The sequence below is a fragment of the Streptomyces sp. NPDC051738 genome (assembly GCF_044453205.1).
Taxonomy (GTDB): Bacteria; Actinomycetota; Actinomycetes; order Streptomycetales; family Streptomycetaceae; genus Streptomyces.
The window spans coordinates 134,339-149,773 of record NZ_JBITCM010000008.1; the positions used below are offsets into that span (position 1 = coordinate 134,339).

13 protein-coding genes are annotated in these 15,435 nt (G+C 71.1%); 9 read left to right on the forward strand and 4 right to left on the reverse strand.

The annotated features are described in order from the left end of the window. From ACIA8X_RS20375 to ACIA8X_RS20415, 9 genes are all read left to right on the forward strand, one after another. A complete protein-coding gene (locus tag ACIA8X_RS20375; protein WP_399458822.1) occupies window positions 1-1,050 on the forward strand; it encodes an agmatine/peptidylarginine deiminase in 1,050 nt (349 codons plus the stop codon). A gap of 9 nt (window positions 1,051-1,059) precedes the next feature. Next, window positions 1,060-1,551: a hypothetical protein gene (locus ACIA8X_RS20380; protein WP_393450770.1), complete on the forward strand. Its 492-nt coding sequence runs from the start codon at window positions 1,060-1,062 to the stop codon at window positions 1,549-1,551. Beyond that, window positions 1,548-2,153 carry a TetR/AcrR family transcriptional regulator gene (locus ACIA8X_RS20385; protein ID WP_393450767.1) on the forward strand — a complete coding sequence of 202 codons (606 nt, stop codon included), beginning with the start codon at window positions 1,548-1,550 and terminating at the stop codon, window positions 2,151-2,153. Before ACIA8X_RS20380 ends, ACIA8X_RS20385 begins: the two co-directional genes overlap by 4 nt. Window positions 2,154-2,276: 123 nt before the next feature. Beyond that, the gene (locus tag ACIA8X_RS20390) at window positions 2,277-2,927 is read left to right on the forward strand and encodes a TolB family protein (RefSeq protein ID WP_399458823.1); all 651 of its coding nucleotides are present in this window, start codon (window positions 2,277-2,279) and stop codon (window positions 2,925-2,927) included. A gap of 26 nt (window positions 2,928-2,953) precedes the next feature. Beyond that, complete coding sequence (locus ACIA8X_RS20395; RefSeq protein ID WP_399458824.1) at window positions 2,954-4,213, forward strand: TolB family protein; 1,260 nt, start codon at window positions 2,954-2,956, stop codon at window positions 4,211-4,213. A 317-nt stretch (window positions 4,214-4,530) separates the two neighbouring features. Then, window positions 4,531-6,135, forward strand: a complete 1,605-nt coding sequence (cimA, locus tag ACIA8X_RS20400; RefSeq protein ID WP_393450758.1) for a citramalate synthase — start codon at window positions 4,531-4,533, stop codon at window positions 6,133-6,135. A gap of 55 nt (window positions 6,136-6,190) precedes the next feature. Further along, window positions 6,191-6,619: a VOC family protein gene (locus ACIA8X_RS20405; protein ID WP_393450755.1), complete on the forward strand. Its 429-nt coding sequence runs from the start codon at window positions 6,191-6,193 to the stop codon at window positions 6,617-6,619. Window positions 6,620-6,782: 163 nt separating this feature from the next. Next, on the forward strand, window positions 6,783-9,809 hold the full coding sequence (locus ACIA8X_RS20410) for a glycoside hydrolase family 3 N-terminal domain-containing protein (protein WP_399458825.1): 3,027 nt from the start codon (window positions 6,783-6,785) through the stop codon (window positions 9,807-9,809). A 103-nt stretch (window positions 9,810-9,912) separates the two neighbouring features. Beyond that, window positions 9,913-11,256 (forward strand): hypothetical protein, encoded by a 1,344-nt coding sequence (locus ACIA8X_RS20415; protein WP_393450749.1) that lies wholly within the window; start codon window positions 9,913-9,915, stop codon window positions 11,254-11,256. Window positions 11,257-11,336: 80 nt separating this feature from the next. Here ACIA8X_RS20415 and ACIA8X_RS20420 read toward each other — a convergent pair whose 3' ends face one another. The 4 genes from ACIA8X_RS20420 to ACIA8X_RS20435 form a co-directional block, all read right to left on the reverse strand. Further along, window positions 11,337-12,578 carry a CynX/NimT family MFS transporter gene (locus tag ACIA8X_RS20420; protein WP_399458826.1) on the reverse strand — a complete coding sequence of 414 codons (1,242 nt, stop codon included), beginning with the start codon at window positions 12,576-12,578 and terminating at the stop codon, window positions 11,337-11,339. Between the two features lie 144 nt (window positions 12,579-12,722). Next, window positions 12,723-13,868: a hypothetical protein gene (locus ACIA8X_RS20425; protein WP_393450743.1), complete on the reverse strand. Its 1,146-nt coding sequence runs from the start codon at window positions 13,866-13,868 to the stop codon at window positions 12,723-12,725. A 241-nt stretch (window positions 13,869-14,109) separates the two neighbouring features. Beyond that, window positions 14,110-14,838: a cysteine hydrolase family protein gene (locus ACIA8X_RS20430; RefSeq protein ID WP_399458827.1), complete on the reverse strand. Its 729-nt coding sequence runs from the start codon at window positions 14,836-14,838 to the stop codon at window positions 14,110-14,112. 1 nt (window position 14,839) lies between these two features. After that, window positions 14,840-15,418 carry a cysteine hydrolase family protein gene (locus tag ACIA8X_RS20435; protein WP_393450737.1) on the reverse strand — a complete coding sequence of 193 codons (579 nt, stop codon included), beginning with the start codon at window positions 15,416-15,418 and terminating at the stop codon, window positions 14,840-14,842. Between the last annotated feature and the right edge of the window lie 17 nt (window positions 15,419-15,435).

Sequence of the window (15,435 nt, forward strand, 5' to 3'; positions counted from 1 at the left end):
ATGTCCGCTGCCGCCGACGGCTTCCGTATGCCCGCCGAGTGGGCTCCGCACGAGCGCACCTGGATGGCGTGGCCGGGGCCGAACACGACCTTCGAGGACCCCGAGGACCTCGCGGCCGCCCGCCTGGCCTGGGCGTCGGTCGCCCGGGCCGTGCGCCGCTTCGAACCGGTGACGGTGGTGTGCGGGCCGGGACAGTCCGAGGAGGCCCGGACGCTGCTCGGGCCGGGTGTGGACACGGTCGAACGCGAGCTGGACGACGCGTGGATGCGGGACATCGGGCCCACCTTCCTGACCAACGGCACCGGTGAACTCGCCGCCGTCGACTGGACGTTCAACGGCTGGGGCGCGCAGGACTGGGCCCGCTGGGAGCACGACGCGAAGATCGCCGCGTCTGTCTCCGATCTGGCGGGCTCGACGAGGACGTACGCCTCGAAGCTGGTGAACGAGGGCGGTGCCCTCCATGTCGACGGCGAGGGCACGGTGCTGCTCACGGAAACGGTCCAGCTCGGTCCCGAGCGCAACCCGCACTGGACCCGTGCGGAGGTCGAGGCGGAGATCCACGCGATGCTCGGCACCCGCAAGGCGATCTGGCTGCCGCGCGGCCTCACCGGCGACTATCCCCCGTACGGCTTCGGCACCCTCGGCCATGTCGACATCGTCGCCGCGTTCGCCCGCCCCGGCGTGGTCGTGGCCCATGTGCAGCCGGATCCGGCACACCCCGACCATGAGGTGACCAAGGAGATCGTCGGCCTGCTGACAGCGCAGACGGACGCGCGAGGGCGGCGCCTGGAGGTCGTCGAGGTGCCCGCCCCGACCGTCCTGGAGGCCGACGGGCACTGGGCCGACTACTCCTACATCAACCACTACCTCTGCAACGGCGGCGTGGTGCTCTGCGGCTTCGACGACCCGCGCGACGAGCTCGCGGCCGGCATCTTCCGTCGGCTCTTCCCCGAGCGGACGGTGACGCTGGTGGACGCGCGGACGATCTTCGCGGGTGGCGGGGGCATCCACTGCATTACTCAGCAGCAGCCGAGGGCTGTGGTCAGGTAGAACGTACGGGTGAACGTACTGCTCTGCGCCACCTGCGGAACCCGGCTGACCGAGCCGGTCCGGCGGCTCGACGAGTTGCCCGAGTACCCCGGCTGGGACGGACTTCCGGGCCCGGACGGCCGACGGCACGGCCCGCCGAGCGTGCCGCTCGGGACGTACGTAGTCGACCCGCTGCCGTTCGGGGCGCCGTTCGAGCCGGTCGGCCCCGACGAGGAGTACGACGGCATCGTGCCCGGCGGCATGTGGATGTCCGACGAGCGGGGCTTCCTGGTCTCCGCCGGGCCGTGCGGGACCTACGTCCTGCACCCGGACGACGTCGTGGACATCGCACCTCATCCCGACCCGCACCGCCTCATCGGTTGCTGCGGCCCGGACGGCCGGGCCGGGATCAACCACGTCTGCGCCTGCGGGGCCGAGGTGGCGATCGTCGCCGCCGACTGCACGAGCGGCTACGAGACCCGACTTGTCCCGGACACGGTTCGCGTGGAGGTCGTCGAATGACGCCGGCCCGTCGCCGTACCCCGGCCCCGCCCCGCGAGGACGTCCTCGCCGCCGCCATGCAGATGATCGCCGAACTCGGCCTGGAGAAGCTCACCATGGCCGCGCTCGGGCGTGAGGTCGGGATGAGCAGCGGGCATCTCCTCTACTACTTCCACTCCAAGGACGAGCTGCTGCTGCGGACCCTGGAGTGGAGCGAGGGCCGGCTGGGCGCCGAGCGCGGCAGGCTGCTGACCCGAACCGCGCCCGCCCGCGAGCGGCTCGACGCGTACGTCGACCTGTACGTCCCCGACGGCCACCGCGACCCGCACTGGACGCTCTGGCTGGAGGTCTGGAACCGCTCGCAGAACGCCGACGACGCAGCCCGCGAACGGCAGGCCGCCATCGAGGGAGCCTGGCACCGGGACCTGGTGGCGCTGGTGGCGGAGGGCGTGTCGAGGGGGGAGTTCCGGGCGGTCGACCCGGACCGTTTCGCCGCCCGGCTGCGGGCGCTGCTCGACGGCTTCTCCATCCATGTGGCGATCGGACTGCGGGGCACGGACCGGACGCAGATTTTGCGCCACGTACGGGAGTTCCTCGACGACAGCCTTCTCGCGGACACCTGAGCACACGTCCAGGTTGTACTCAATACGTCGGATTGACCCTGTAGCGCGTGATGCGTTTGCCTCTTGGGAAGCCCTTGGCGCGGGGCCGGGGGTGAAGCGTCCACGGGGACCACAGGGGAGAACATGTCCAGAGCCGCACGTGTGTCCGGCGTCTGCTCAGGGACGGCGCTGCTGCTCGCGTTCACCGGAACGACCGCGGCCGCCGCGCCGCACGCACCCCGGGTGGAGCGGGTCAGCACCGCCGCCGACGGAACCCAGGCCGACGGACCCCCGAACGGCGCCGCCATCAGCGCCGACGGCCGCCACGTCGCGTTCACGTCCACCGCTCCGAGCTTCGGCTGCGCCCGCTTCACTCCGTGCCTGCTCGTGAAGGACCTGGACACCGGCGCCCTGGAGAAGGCCGCAGAGCACGCGACGGCGCCCTCCCTCAGCGTGGACGGCCGCAAGGTCGCCTTCCAGCGGGGCCGGGACGTCCACGTCCGCGACCTGGACACCGGGATCACGAACCGGGTCAAGGGCGCGCAGCCCTCCCTGGCCGGGGACGGCACGCGCGTCGCGTACACCGTGGGCGGTGCCGTGTATCTGCTCGAACTCGCCACCGGTGAGCGGCAGTTGATCAGCGTCGACTGCTGGGGCGGCCGAGGCGACCTGCCGGCCGGTAAGCCCTCCGTCAACGCCGACGGCACCGTCGTCGCGTTCGAGTCGGCGTCGCCCGATCTGGTGGAGGGGGACACCAACGGGGTGTCGGACGTCTTCCTGCGGACAGTGCAATGACACCAACCATCAACGGGGGAACAACCATGCACAGCACCAAGCGAGTTGTCGCGCTCGCCATCGCCCTGGCCGCCGCGACGGCGACGCTGTCGGGGACGTCGGCGGGCGCCGCGCCCAGGGCGCCGTACACCGAGAAGGCGAGCGTGGCGCCGGACGGCACGGACGGCAACGCCGCCTCCGGAGGGCAGAGCCTGAGCGCGAACGGCCGCTACGTCGCCTTCGTCTCCGGCGCCGACAACCTCGTCGCGGGCGACACCAACGGCACGGCCGACGCCTTCGTACGTGACCTGAGGACCGGTACCACCCGCCTGGCGAGCACCACGAAGGACGGCGGCCCGTGGGACGCCAACGTCCTGGACGTCTCCCTCAGCGCCGACGGCCGGTATCTCGCGTTCACGGCCAGCGCCACCTACAACCTCGACGACAACCACATCTGGATCAAGGACCTCAAGACCGGCACCGTCCAGCGCGTCGACGACGCCATCGACACCGGCTACCGGGCCGCCGGCAGCCCGGCCATCAGTGCCGACGGCCGCTACGTCGCCTTCATCGCCCTGCACACGGACGACGCGGGACCGGCGGGCGACAGGTCGAACCGGGTCTACCGCCTCGACCGCGTCACGGGGGAGACCGTCCGCATCAGCCAGGTCCCCGGCGAGGGCGCCTGGAAGTCCGCCGCCACCCAGCCGTCCATCAGCGCGGACGGCAGCCGGGTCGGCTACCAGTTCTTCGTGCCGTACCCCACCCGGGGCGACTGGGGCGACGCCTTCGTGCGTGACGTGCCGAGCGGCGACCTGATCCAGATCGACAAGGCCCCGGACGGCAAGGTGTCCGACGGCCAGACCGAGTACCCGCAGGTCAGCGCCGACGGACGGTACGCGGTCTTCAACTCGCTGGACTCCCAGCTGACGCCGGACGACACCAACGGCTCCCACAACGTCTTCGTCCGCGACCTCAGGACGGGGGAGCTGCGCCGGATCGACGCCGCCGACCCGGCCGCCACCACAGCCCACCCGTCACTCAGCGCAGACAACCGGTACGTCGCCTTCGTCGCCGGCGATCCGGACGACCCGAACCACACCATGCACGCGTACGTGCGCGATCTGCGGACCGGGCGCACGGTTCTGGCGAACCCCGACACCCAGGGCGGCCCGAGCGACTCCTCGGTGTCCTTCCCGGCGATCGACGGGCACGGCCGTACGGTCGCGTTCGCCAGCTGGGCCACCGACCTCGTGCCCGGCGACACCTACGACACCACCCAGCTCTACGTCCGCCATCTGCGGTGATCAGCGCAGTGCTCGCATCCTGAGACGGACGGTGAGCACGGGGGCGACTTGTGCCAGACTGCCCCCGTGCTCTCGTTCGCCATGATTATTGGCAGCAGGCGCGCCGGTCCGCAGTGACCGCCACGTACGACCAGGTACGGGCGGACACCGTCGTCCTCGACCCGCGCGCAGACCTCTCGCACCCGCGAGGGGTTTTTCGCTTTTCTGGCCCACCTTCAGCCGGGAGCAAAGCGCGAGGGATCATTGGGGACGGTGGAGCCGGTCATTCCGGTAACGACCGTGATCCAACGGGATCCAACAGCAGGAGCCTTGACACCATGACCGAAACCAGCGAGCTCGACGATTCGTTCCACGTCTTCGACACCACCCTGCGCGACGGCGCGCAGCGGGAGGGCATCAACCTCACCGTCGCGGACAAGCTGGCCATCGCACGGCACCTGGACGACTTCGGCGTGGGCTTCATCGAGGGCGGCTGGCCCGGTGCCAACCCGCGGGACACCGAGTTCTTCGCGCGCGCCCAGCAGGAGATCGACTTCAAGCACGCTCAGCTGGTCGCCTTCGGCGCCACCCGCCGCGCGGGCGCCAAGGCCGCCGAGGACCCGCAGGTCAATGCGCTCCTGGGCTCCGGCGCCCCGGTGATCACCCTGGTCGCGAAGTCCCACGACCGGCACGTCGAGCTGGCCCTGCGCACCACCCTGGACGAGAACCTGGAGATGGTCCGCGACACGGTGTCGTACCTGCGCGAGCAGGGCCGCCGCGTCTTCGTCGACTGCGAGCACTTCTTCGACGGCTACCGCGCCAACCCCGAGTACGCGAAGTCCGTCGTCCGTACGGCGTCGGAGGCCGGCGCGGACGTCGTCATCCTCTGCGACACCAACGGCGGCATGCTCCCCGCCCAGGTCCAGGCCGTCGTCTCCACGGTCCTCGCCGACACCGGCGCCCGGCTCGGCATCCACACCCAGGACGACACCGGCTGCGCGGTCGCCAACACCCTCGCGGCCGTCGACGCGGGCGCGACCCACGTCCAGTGCACGGCCAACGGCTACGGCGAGCGGGTCGGCAACGCCAACCTGTTCCCGGTGGTCGCGGCCCTGGAACTGAAGTACGGCAAGAAGGTCCTCCCCGACGGCCACCTCCGCGAGATGACGAGGATCTCCCACGCCATCGCCGAGGTCGTCAACCTCACCCCGTCCACGCACCAGCCGTACGTCGGCGTCTCCGCCTTCGCGCACAAGGCCGGCCTGCACGCCTCCGCGATCAAGGTCGACCCGGATCTCTACCAGCACATCGACCCCGAGCTGGTCGGCAACACCATGCGCATGCTGGTCTCCGACATGGCCGGCCGCGCCTCCGTCGAGCTGAAGGGCAAGGAGCTCGGCATCGACCTGGGCGGCGACCGCGAGCTGGTCGGCCGGGTCGTCGAGCGGGTCAAGGAGCGCGAGCTCAAGGGCTACACGTACGAGGCCGCGGACGCCTCCTTCGAACTCCTCCTGCGCGCCGAGGTCGAGGGCAAGCCGCTGAAGTACTTCGGCGTCGAGTCCTGGCGCGCGATCGTCGAGGACCGCCCCGACGGCACCCACGCCAACGAGGCCACGGTCAAGCTGTGGGCCAAGAGCGAGCGCATCGTCGCCACGGCGGAGGGCAACGGCCCGGTCAACGCCCTCGACCGCGCGCTCCGGGTGGCGCTGGAGAAGATCTATCCCCAGCTCGCCAAGCTCGAACTCGTCGACTACAAGGTCCGCATCCTGGAGGGCGTGCACGGCACCCAGTCCACGACCCGCGTCCTGATCTCCACGTCCGACGGGGCGGGGGAGTGGTCCACGGTCGGCGTCGCCGAGAACGTCATCGCGGCGTCCTGGCAGGCGCTGGAGGACGCGTACACGTACGGACTGCTGCGGGCCGGGGTGACGCCGGCCGAGTAGGCCGAACGGACCTCGCCGCCACCCCCGTGCCGGCCGTCCACGGCACAGTGGAGCCATGGACACTGACGACGTGCGGAACCTGCTGGCCCGGGGGCAGGTCGCGACCCGGCTGCCCGCCCAGGACCTTCAGCGGGCCCGGCGCTTCTACTCCGAGAAGCTCGGTCTGGAGCCCGTCGACGAACGGCCGGGCGGGCTGCTGTACCGGTGCGGTGGCACGGAGTTCGCCGTGTACAGGTCGGAGGGTGCCTCTCCCGGCACGTTCACCCAGATGGGCTGGCAGGTCGAGGACGTCGAGACGGTGGTGGCGGAACTCAGGCGGCGCGGCGTGCGCTTCGAGGAGGTCGACCTGCCCGGGTTCCGCACCACGAACGGCATCGCCGACATCGAGGGGCACTACCCGAGCAAGGGCTTCCGCGGGGAGCGCGCCGCCTGGTTCCACGACAGCGAGGGCAATCTGCTGGGCATCGGCCAGCCGTACGCCTGAGCCGCACCACGCGTTCATGAGATGAAGAAACAACGTGCCTGATCCGGCCAGAAGTCGAGTGTCCACCAGCCCTGACGTGAAGTCTTGACGCCAACAGAGGTCCCCAGTTCACTCACGACTTGAGCTAGGTCATATGTGGACTATGAGAGTCGAGGGACCTTCCATGCGAAGAACCGCCCTGCTCGCCTCCGCCGCGCTCCTCACCACCCTGCTCCCGCTCACCGCCGCCGCCCCCGCCTCCGGCGCCGACGACCCCGCCCCGGTCCCCGTCGACCGCTTCGAGGGCGAGGTCCCCTTCGCGAGCCCGCCCGCCGAGGGCGTCTTCACCTGGGGCAGCGACAACGACGACCCGCCGGCTCTCCGACTGGCCGCCCGCGACGACGCGCCCGAGGGGGACCAGGTCCTGACCGGCACGTACGACATCAGCGGCTACGGCGGCTTCACCCACACCTTCGCCTACGCCGAACCCGCCCACGACTGGTCCGCCCACAAGGGCATCCGCTTCTGGTGGGACGGCCAGAGCAACGGCAAGCAGATCGCCTTCGAACTGAAGGACGGCGGCACCAACGGCGAGGCCTCCGAGCTGTGGACGACCTCCTTCACCGATGACTTCAGCGGCTGGAAACAGATCGAACTGCCCTTCACCGACTTCACTTATCGCACGGACTACCAGCCCGTCGGCGGCATCGACCACATCCTCGGCCTCACCGAGACCTGGGGCTACGCCGTCACCCTCCCGGTCGGAACCAAGGACCAACTCGCCATGGACGGCGTCGAGTTGTACGGCAAGGCCGACCAGTCCCTGAAGGCCTCCGTCCGCACCGACTCCGCCGTCTACCCGACCGACGAGGGCGGCACGGCGACCGCGCGGCTCACCGTGGGCACGATCGGAGACACCGCCCTCGACGAACCCGTCACCGTCACCTATGAGACCACCGGCGGCACCGGCGACCCCGGCAAGGACTACACCCCGGTCACGGGCACCGTCACCTTCCCGGCCGGCACCGCCTCCGGCGCCACCCGCGAGATCCGCGTCCCCACCCTGAGGGACAGGTCCGCCGAGCCCGCCGAGACGATCCCGCTGAAGCTGACCGTCACCGGCGCCAAGGCCCCCGCCGAGACCCCGCAGATCGTGGTCGACGCACACGGACTGCCGTATCTCGACAGCGAGTTGCCGGTGAGGAAGCGCGTCGCCGACCTCCTCTCCCGGCTGTCCCTGGAGGAGAAGGCCGGCCAGATGACCCAGGCCGAGCGCGGCGCCCTCACCACGTCCGGTGACATCGCCACGTACGCCCTCGGCTCGCTCCTCTCCGGCGGCGGCTCCACCCCGACGCCCAACACCGCCGAGGCCTGGGCGAAGATGATCGACGGCTTTCAGCTCCGGGCGCAGGCGACCCGCTTCCAGATCCCGCTGATCTACGGCGTCGACGCGGTGCACGGCCACAACAACCTGGCCGGCGCGACGATCATGCCGCACAACATCGGGCTCGGGGCGTCCAGGAATCCCCAGCTGGCCTACCAGGCGGGCGCGGTGACGGCTGCCGAGACGCGGGCCACCGGCATCCCCTGGGACTTCGCGCCCTGCCTGTGCGTGACGCGGGACGACCGATGGGGACGGGTGTACGAGTCCTTCGGCGAGGATCCGGCGCTCGTCGAGTCGATGGAGACCGTCATCCAGGGCCTCCAGGGCAGGCCTGACGGACGGGACCTGGACCGCGGTGACAAGGTCCTCGCCACCGCCAAGCACTTCGTCGGCGACGGCGGCACCGAGTACGGCTCCTCCACCACCGGCACCTACACCATCGACCAGGGCGTCACCAAGGTCACCCGCAAGCAGCTGGAGGCCGTCCACCTGGCCCCTTACGAGACGGCCGTCGACCGCGGCGTCGGCACGGTGATGCCGTCGTTCTCCTCCCTGGACCTCATCGGCGACGACCAGGGCCCGGTGAAGATGCACGCCCGCGCCGACATGATCAACGGCGTCCTCAAGGACCGTATGGGCTTCGACGGCTTCGTGATCAGCGACTGGCAGGCCATCGACCAGATCCCCGGCGACTACGCCTCGGACGTGCGTACGTCGGTCAACGCGGGCCTCGACATGATCATGGTGCCGTACGCGTACAGGGACTTCCACGGGACCCTGGTCGACGAGGTGGGGGCGGGCCGGATCAGCGAGCGGCGGATCGACGACGCCGTATCGCGCATCCTCACGCAGAAGTTCCGCCTCGGGCTCTTCGAGAAGCCGTACGCCGACACGAGCGGGGCGTCGGAGATCGGGTCCGCCGAGCACCGGGCCGTGGCGCGGCGGGCGGCGGCCGAGTCGCAGGTGCTGCTGAAGAACGCGGGCGGGCTGTTGCCGCTGAGGAAGTCGCAGAAGGTGTATGTCGCCGGGTCCAACGCCGACGACATCGGCAACCAGAGCGGCGGCTGGACCGTCACCTGGCAGGGCTCGTCCGGCGACATCACGCCCGGCACGACGGTCCTGGAGGCGATGCGGAAGCACGCCGCGCGGCTGACGTACTCCAAGGACGCCTCCGCTCCGACGGGCGGCCATGACGTCGGGGTGGTCGTCGTCGGCGAGACCCCGTACGCCGAGGGCGTCGGTGACGTCGGCAACGGCCATGACCTGCGGCTGAGCCCCGCCGACCAGGCCGCTGTCGACAAGGTGTGCGGCGCGATGAAGTGCGCGGTGCTGATCGTCGCCGGGCGCCCGCAGATCGTCGACGACGGGACGGTGGCCGGGATCGACGCGCTGGTCGCCTCCTGGCTGCCGGGGACGGAGGGCGACGGTGTGGCGGACGTGCTGTACGGGAAGCGGCCCTTCACGGGGCAGTTGCCCGTCAGTTGGCCCCGGTCGGAAGCGCAGCTGCCGATCAACGTCGGGGACACGTCGTACGACCCGCGCTTCCCGTACGGCTGGGGGCTGACCACGCTGACCAAGGTGCCCGAGGGCGGTGCCGCCACCCTGAAGGCGCTCGGCGTCGCGGCCGCGGCCGCCGAGAAGGCCGGGGCTCAGGCGGCGGGGCGGGCCCTGGTCACCAAGGCCCGGCTGATCGTCCAGCAGAGGGCGGCCGGCACGGGGATCACCGAGGCGGTGGCGGGACCCTTCGCCGATGCCGACCATCTGCTGGTGACCGGCCGCTACGGGGCGGCGGTGGAGAGGCTGAGGGCGGCGTACCGGGCGGCCTGAGCCGTCGTACGGCGGCGGGGCGTCCCCGCAGGGCGCCGGTCCGGTGCCAATCCAACCGCCCGGACCGGCGCCTTTGGCCGCCCCATCAGGTAGCGTCGATGGTATGAGGACTCCGCTCTCCCGGGGTCTCATGCGATTGCTGATCGTGCCGGTCGCCGCGACGATCGCGGTGCTCACGGCCGGCGCGCCCGGCGCACATGCGGCCACGGACCTTTCCCAGGTCGCCGAGGCGCTGCGCGAGGAACCGGTCTATGTGGACCCCGCCGCCTCGGACCTGCTGTCGTCGGCCGACGCCGAAGCGCTCGCCGACAAGATCAAGGACGCCGACAAGCCGGTCTTCGTCGCCGTCCTCCCGGCCGACCAGCCGACCCAGAACCTCCTCGTGAACCTCCGTACGGAGACCGGTGTCACGGGCCTGTACGGGGTCCGCGTCGGTGATCGCTTCGACGCGGCGGCCGACTCCTCCGTGCTGTCCCGGCAGGCGGTGGACAACCTGGTGACGTCGGTGCAGAACGCCGGTGACCCCAAGGCCCAGCTGAACGACTTCGTCGACTCGGCGCTGCGTAACGTCGGCGGCACGGCCCCCGCCAGCTGGAGCGACGGCGGGGACGGCGCGGGTGTGGACGCCGGCGGTCTGATCGCCTTCGGCGTGGTGCTGGCGGCGGGCGGCGCGGGCGCCTACGCGCTGGTCCGGCGCAACCGGCGGCGCCACGAGGAGCAGCAGCGGGCGGCGCTGCAGAAGCTGCGGGTCGTGGTCGACGAGGACATCACCGCCTTCGGCGAGGAACTGGACCGCCTGGACTTCCATCCCGCCGAGCCCGGCGCCGACGACGCGATGCGCGCGGACTACGAGGGCTCCCTCGACGCCTACGAACAGGCGAAGCGGCTCATGGACGGGGCCCGCAAACCTGAAGACGTCAAGGCGGTCACCCAGGCCCTGGCGGACGGCCGCTACTCCCTCACCCGGCTGGCCGCCCGCCGGGAGCACCGCGCGCTGCCCGAACGCCGCCCGCCGTGCTTCTTCGACCCACGGCACGGTACGGCGGTGGCCGACGAGACCTGGACACCATCGGGCGGCGCCGCCCGCGAGGTCCCGGTCTGCGCGGCCGACCGCACCCGCCTGTCCGAGGGCCGCGACCCCGTGATCCGCGAGGTCGACACCGAGCACGGCCGCCGGCCGTACTGGGACGCCGGCCCCGCCTACGGCCCCTGGGCGGGCGGCTACTTCGGCGGCGGCATCCTCCCCGGCCTCCTCATCGGCACGATGCTGGGCAGCATGATGGCCGCACCGGCCTATGCCGCCGACTACGGGGCGGGGTACGGGTACGGCGGCGGCTATGAGGGCGGCGACGTGTCCGGGGCGGACTTCGACACCGGGGACTTCGGCGGGGGCGGGTTCGGCGGCGGGGACTTCGGTGGCGGAGGGTTCGACGGCGGAGGCTTCTGAGGATCCGGCCGTAGCCGGTGGGGAGTCCCCGGCCGTGGTCTGTTCCGAATCCCCGGCCGTGGTCGGTTCCGAGTCTCCTGCTACAGCCGGACGAGGCGATCGTCCGCGTGTGCGGCAGTGCGCTTGTGCTTCGACGGACTGTCCCCGTGGCTGCCAGGACGTACGTGCCCGGGCCGGGCGGCCAGGACCCCGGCGATCGCCTCCGGCACGACCAGGGCGACCAGGACGGCGAGGGGTATGCGCCAGCCGTCGGTGACGTCGTGCAGGACCCCTATGGCCAGGGGTCCGAGGCCGGCCAGCAGGTAGCCGATCGTCTGCGCCATCCCCGAGAGCGCGGCGGCGGTCTGCGGGCCGTCCGCGCGCAGCCCGAGCAGCGTCATCGCCAGCGGGAAGGCGCTGCCGGTCGCCGCACCGAGCAGGCACACCCACGCCCAGCCGAACGCGGGCGCCAGCAGCAGACCCGCGAGGGAGAGCAGTTTCGCCGCCGTCACGGCCACCACGAGGAGCCGCTGGCCGCGCATCCGGGCGGCGGCGAGGGGGACGACGAAGCCCAGCGGGATGCCGACGGTCAGCATCACCGACATCATCAGCCCGGCCTGGCCGGGTGTGTAGCCGCGGGCGTCCATGATCTGCGGCAGCCACGCCACCAGCGCGTAGAACATCAGCGACACCAGCCCGAGGAACGCCGACACCCACCAGGCGAGCGCGCAGCGCAGTAAGGATCCGCCCGCCGTCCTCGGTGCCTCGGGCGGCGTCCTGCGATGTCTGCCGCCCGCTCCGGGTGCGGCCAGCAGCCCCCACACCGCCCCGGCCAGCACCGCGGGTACCGCCCACACCGCCAGCGCGAACTGCCATCCGGTCGCGCTGGCCAACGGCACCGCGGCTCCGGCGGCGAGGGCGCCGGATACGGCCATGACGGTCATGGTGAGCCCGGTGAACAGGCCGATCCCACGGGCGAAGTGGTCCTTGACGAGCGCGGGCAGCAGTACGTTGCCGACGGCGATGCCGGCCCCGGACAGCACCGTTCCCACGAAGAGCGCCGTCGGCCATGGAACCGCCCGCACGGCGGCGCCGAGCGCCAGGACCCACAGGGCCGCGCACACGGCGGCCTGCGTTCCGAACCGGCGGGCCAGCCGGGGTGCGAGCCAGGCGAAGGCGCCCAGGCACAGCACAGGCAGCGTCGCCAGCACGCTGACCTGGGTGCCGGACAGGGCGAGCGCCTGTTCCAGGTCCCCGATGAGCGGCGATGTCCCGGTGATCGCCGCGCGTAGATTGACGGCCAGCAGGATGAGACCGGTGATGAGCCACAGCCTGGTTGTCATGTGTGTTTCCCCCGTGGACGCGACGACGGCCCCCTCCTCCGTCCAGGAGAGGGCCGCCGGGCTTCGAAGACGTGCTCGGTGTGCTCGGTGTGCTCGGTGTATTCGATGTGGTCGGTTGTGTTCGGTGTGCTGCGTGCGCGTCGGTCAGATGCTCACGCTGTGGTTGACCGGACACTTCGCCCGGCCGGCGGCGCGGAACGCCACACCGGTCGCCCCGGGGGAGGCGGGCGTACCGAGCTGCTTGAGGATCTCGTCGGACAGCAGGTCCTCCTTGCCCTTCAGGGCGTCGGCGACCTTGGTGTCGGAGACGAAGACCAGTTCCGCGGCGATGTTGTCCTGGACGATCCGCGCCAGGTTGTCCAGCGCCACCCCGATCGGGTCCGACGGCAGCTGCGCCGTGGGGATGTCGATCAGATGGGAATCCACCTTCTTCTGGTTCATCATCGGCTTGATGATGATCTCCGCCTGGTTCAGCACCGACGTCGTCCAGATCGACAGCACCACCGTGTAGAGGTCGGCCCAGGCCGCCTCGCCGATCTGCGTCCGCCACTTCCGGCACAGGCCCTGCACTCCGGAGATCTGCGCCTCGGCGGCGTACTGCATGTTCACCCGGATCGCCGGATACACGCGCCCGGCGAAGACCTGGAACGAGGCGATGTCGAAGGCGCGGGTGCGGATGGAGTCGGCGATGAACGTCAGGCCCTCGTCGAGGATCTTCGCGCAGGAGTTGTGCAGTGCCTGTGGCAGCTTGGCGTCGGCGAGGTTGTTCTTCGCGGTGGTCAGCTTGTCCGCGAACGCCTGCAGCGGCGTGGTCCAGGCGTCGGTGCCCGGGCCCTTCATCGCCACCATGTCGAGGTCGTGGGCGTCGATCCGGTCGGCGTTGGGGACGTTCGGGACCTTGTCCGACAGGAACTCCGCGACCGTGGAGAAGATCCCCAGCGGCACATGGGCGATGGACTTCGCCAGCTCGAACTCCTCGGCCACCGGGTGCTCGACGTATCGCTTGCCCTCGTGGACGAGGGTGAACGTGCCGCCCTTCGCGTCGTTCTGCACCACGATGACCGGCCCGAGGTTCTTGACCAGGTCGGCCTTGAGCGCCGCGTAGTTGGTGCGCATCGCCGCGTTCACCGCGCGGATGGAGTCCCGGGCGGCGGTCCGGGTACTCACCTCCTCCGCCGCGGGGGCGGCGTCGAGGAGGGATGTCGTCTCCGGTTGGGCGGCCGTGTGGGCCAGGAACGTCGCGGCGACTGTGCCGCCCGCGCCACCGATGAATTTCCGGCGTGTTGCCATGACTTGCTCTCCGTAACGAATCGGTCGTCAGGTGTTCCCGCCTGGGGGGAAGCGGTGGTGTGTGGGGGGAACTGACCCGCCGGGAGCCGCCAAGGGCGGCCGGGACGCGGGGAGCAATGCGAGAAGGGGTGTCCCTCTCCGGCAGCGTGGGGCTGCGGGGGCGCCGGAGAGGGGGAGTCGCGAGTGTGCGAGTGGTGAGTTGCGATGTGCGAGATGCGATGTGCGAGTTACGTTGCGCGCGCTATGCCAGCGCGGTGTGGGAGGGCACGACGACGCCGTACAGGTCGGCGATCGTCGCCAGCGCGCTCTGGTGGATCTGGTCGGCGGACAGTCCGCCGGCGACCGACGGCAGCGGCCGGGTGGCGCAGGCGTCCGCGACCACGGTGGGCTTGTTCCCGCGCAGGAAGGCGCCCTCCGCGGTGAACGTCACGCACATGTGCGTCATGAACCCGGCGATGACCAGGTTCTCGTAGCCCGCCCGGTCGACGAGCTCGGCGAGGTCGGTGTTCACGAAGGCGTTGGGGGCCTTCTTCACCACCGTTCGCTCACCCTTCGCGGGCTTGACCTTGTCGTGGATGCGGCCGATCGGCCGGCGGATGTCGTACGGGGTGTTCTCCCCGCCGTCGTTGACGATGTGGATGACCGTCCCGCCCGCCTTGCGAGCCGCGCTCAGCAGCTCGGCCGCGGCGTCCAGGGCGGGCTGCCAGCCGTCGAGTTCCATCACACCGCGGGTGTAGGTGTTCTGGTAGTCCACCATGATCAAGGTGGCGGTCGCGAGCGAAGCCGGCTTGTCCGCGAAGCCGTTGAGCTTGCGCAGCGTCGTCGTACCCGACGTGTCCGCCTCCGCCGCCTGCGCGGGGGAGTCGCCCAGCCGGGTGGCGCCGAACACCGCGGCGCCGCCGACGAGTGCCGCGCCGCCGACCTTCAGCACCCCGCGGCGGGACGCGCCGCCCTGCCCCTGCTCCGCCATGTCAGGCCAGCTCCTTCGCGGACGCGACGACGACGCCGTACGCGTCGCCGATGGCCGCCAGCGCGCTGCGGTGCAGTTCGTCGGCGGACACGTTCACGATCGACCGGGTGGCACACGCGTCCGCGGGGACCGTGGGCCGGTTGCCGCGCAGGGCCGCGGACGCCGACGTGTACGCGATGCACATGTGGGTCATGAACCCGGCGACGATCACGGTCTCGTTGCCCGCCTCGTCGACGAGCGTGCCGAGGTCGGTCCCGTGGAAGGCGTCCGGGGCCTGCTTGACGACCACGGACTCGCCGTCGATCGGCGCTACGTCGGGGTGGATCCGCCCGATCTCAGCGCGGATGTCGTACGGCGACCCCTCGCCGCCGTCGTGCTGGACATGGATGACCTCGGCTCCGGCCTCGCGGGCACGGGACAGCAGATCCGACGCCGCTTGCAGGGCGGGCCGCCAGCCGTCGAGTTCCATCACACCGTGGGTGTAGGTGTTCTGGTAGTCGACGAGGATCAGCGTCGAGGACGCGAGGGCCGCAGGGGTGTCGTCGGCACCGCCGAGTTCGCGCAGCGTCTTGCTTGCCACAGGTCTTCTCCAAGGGT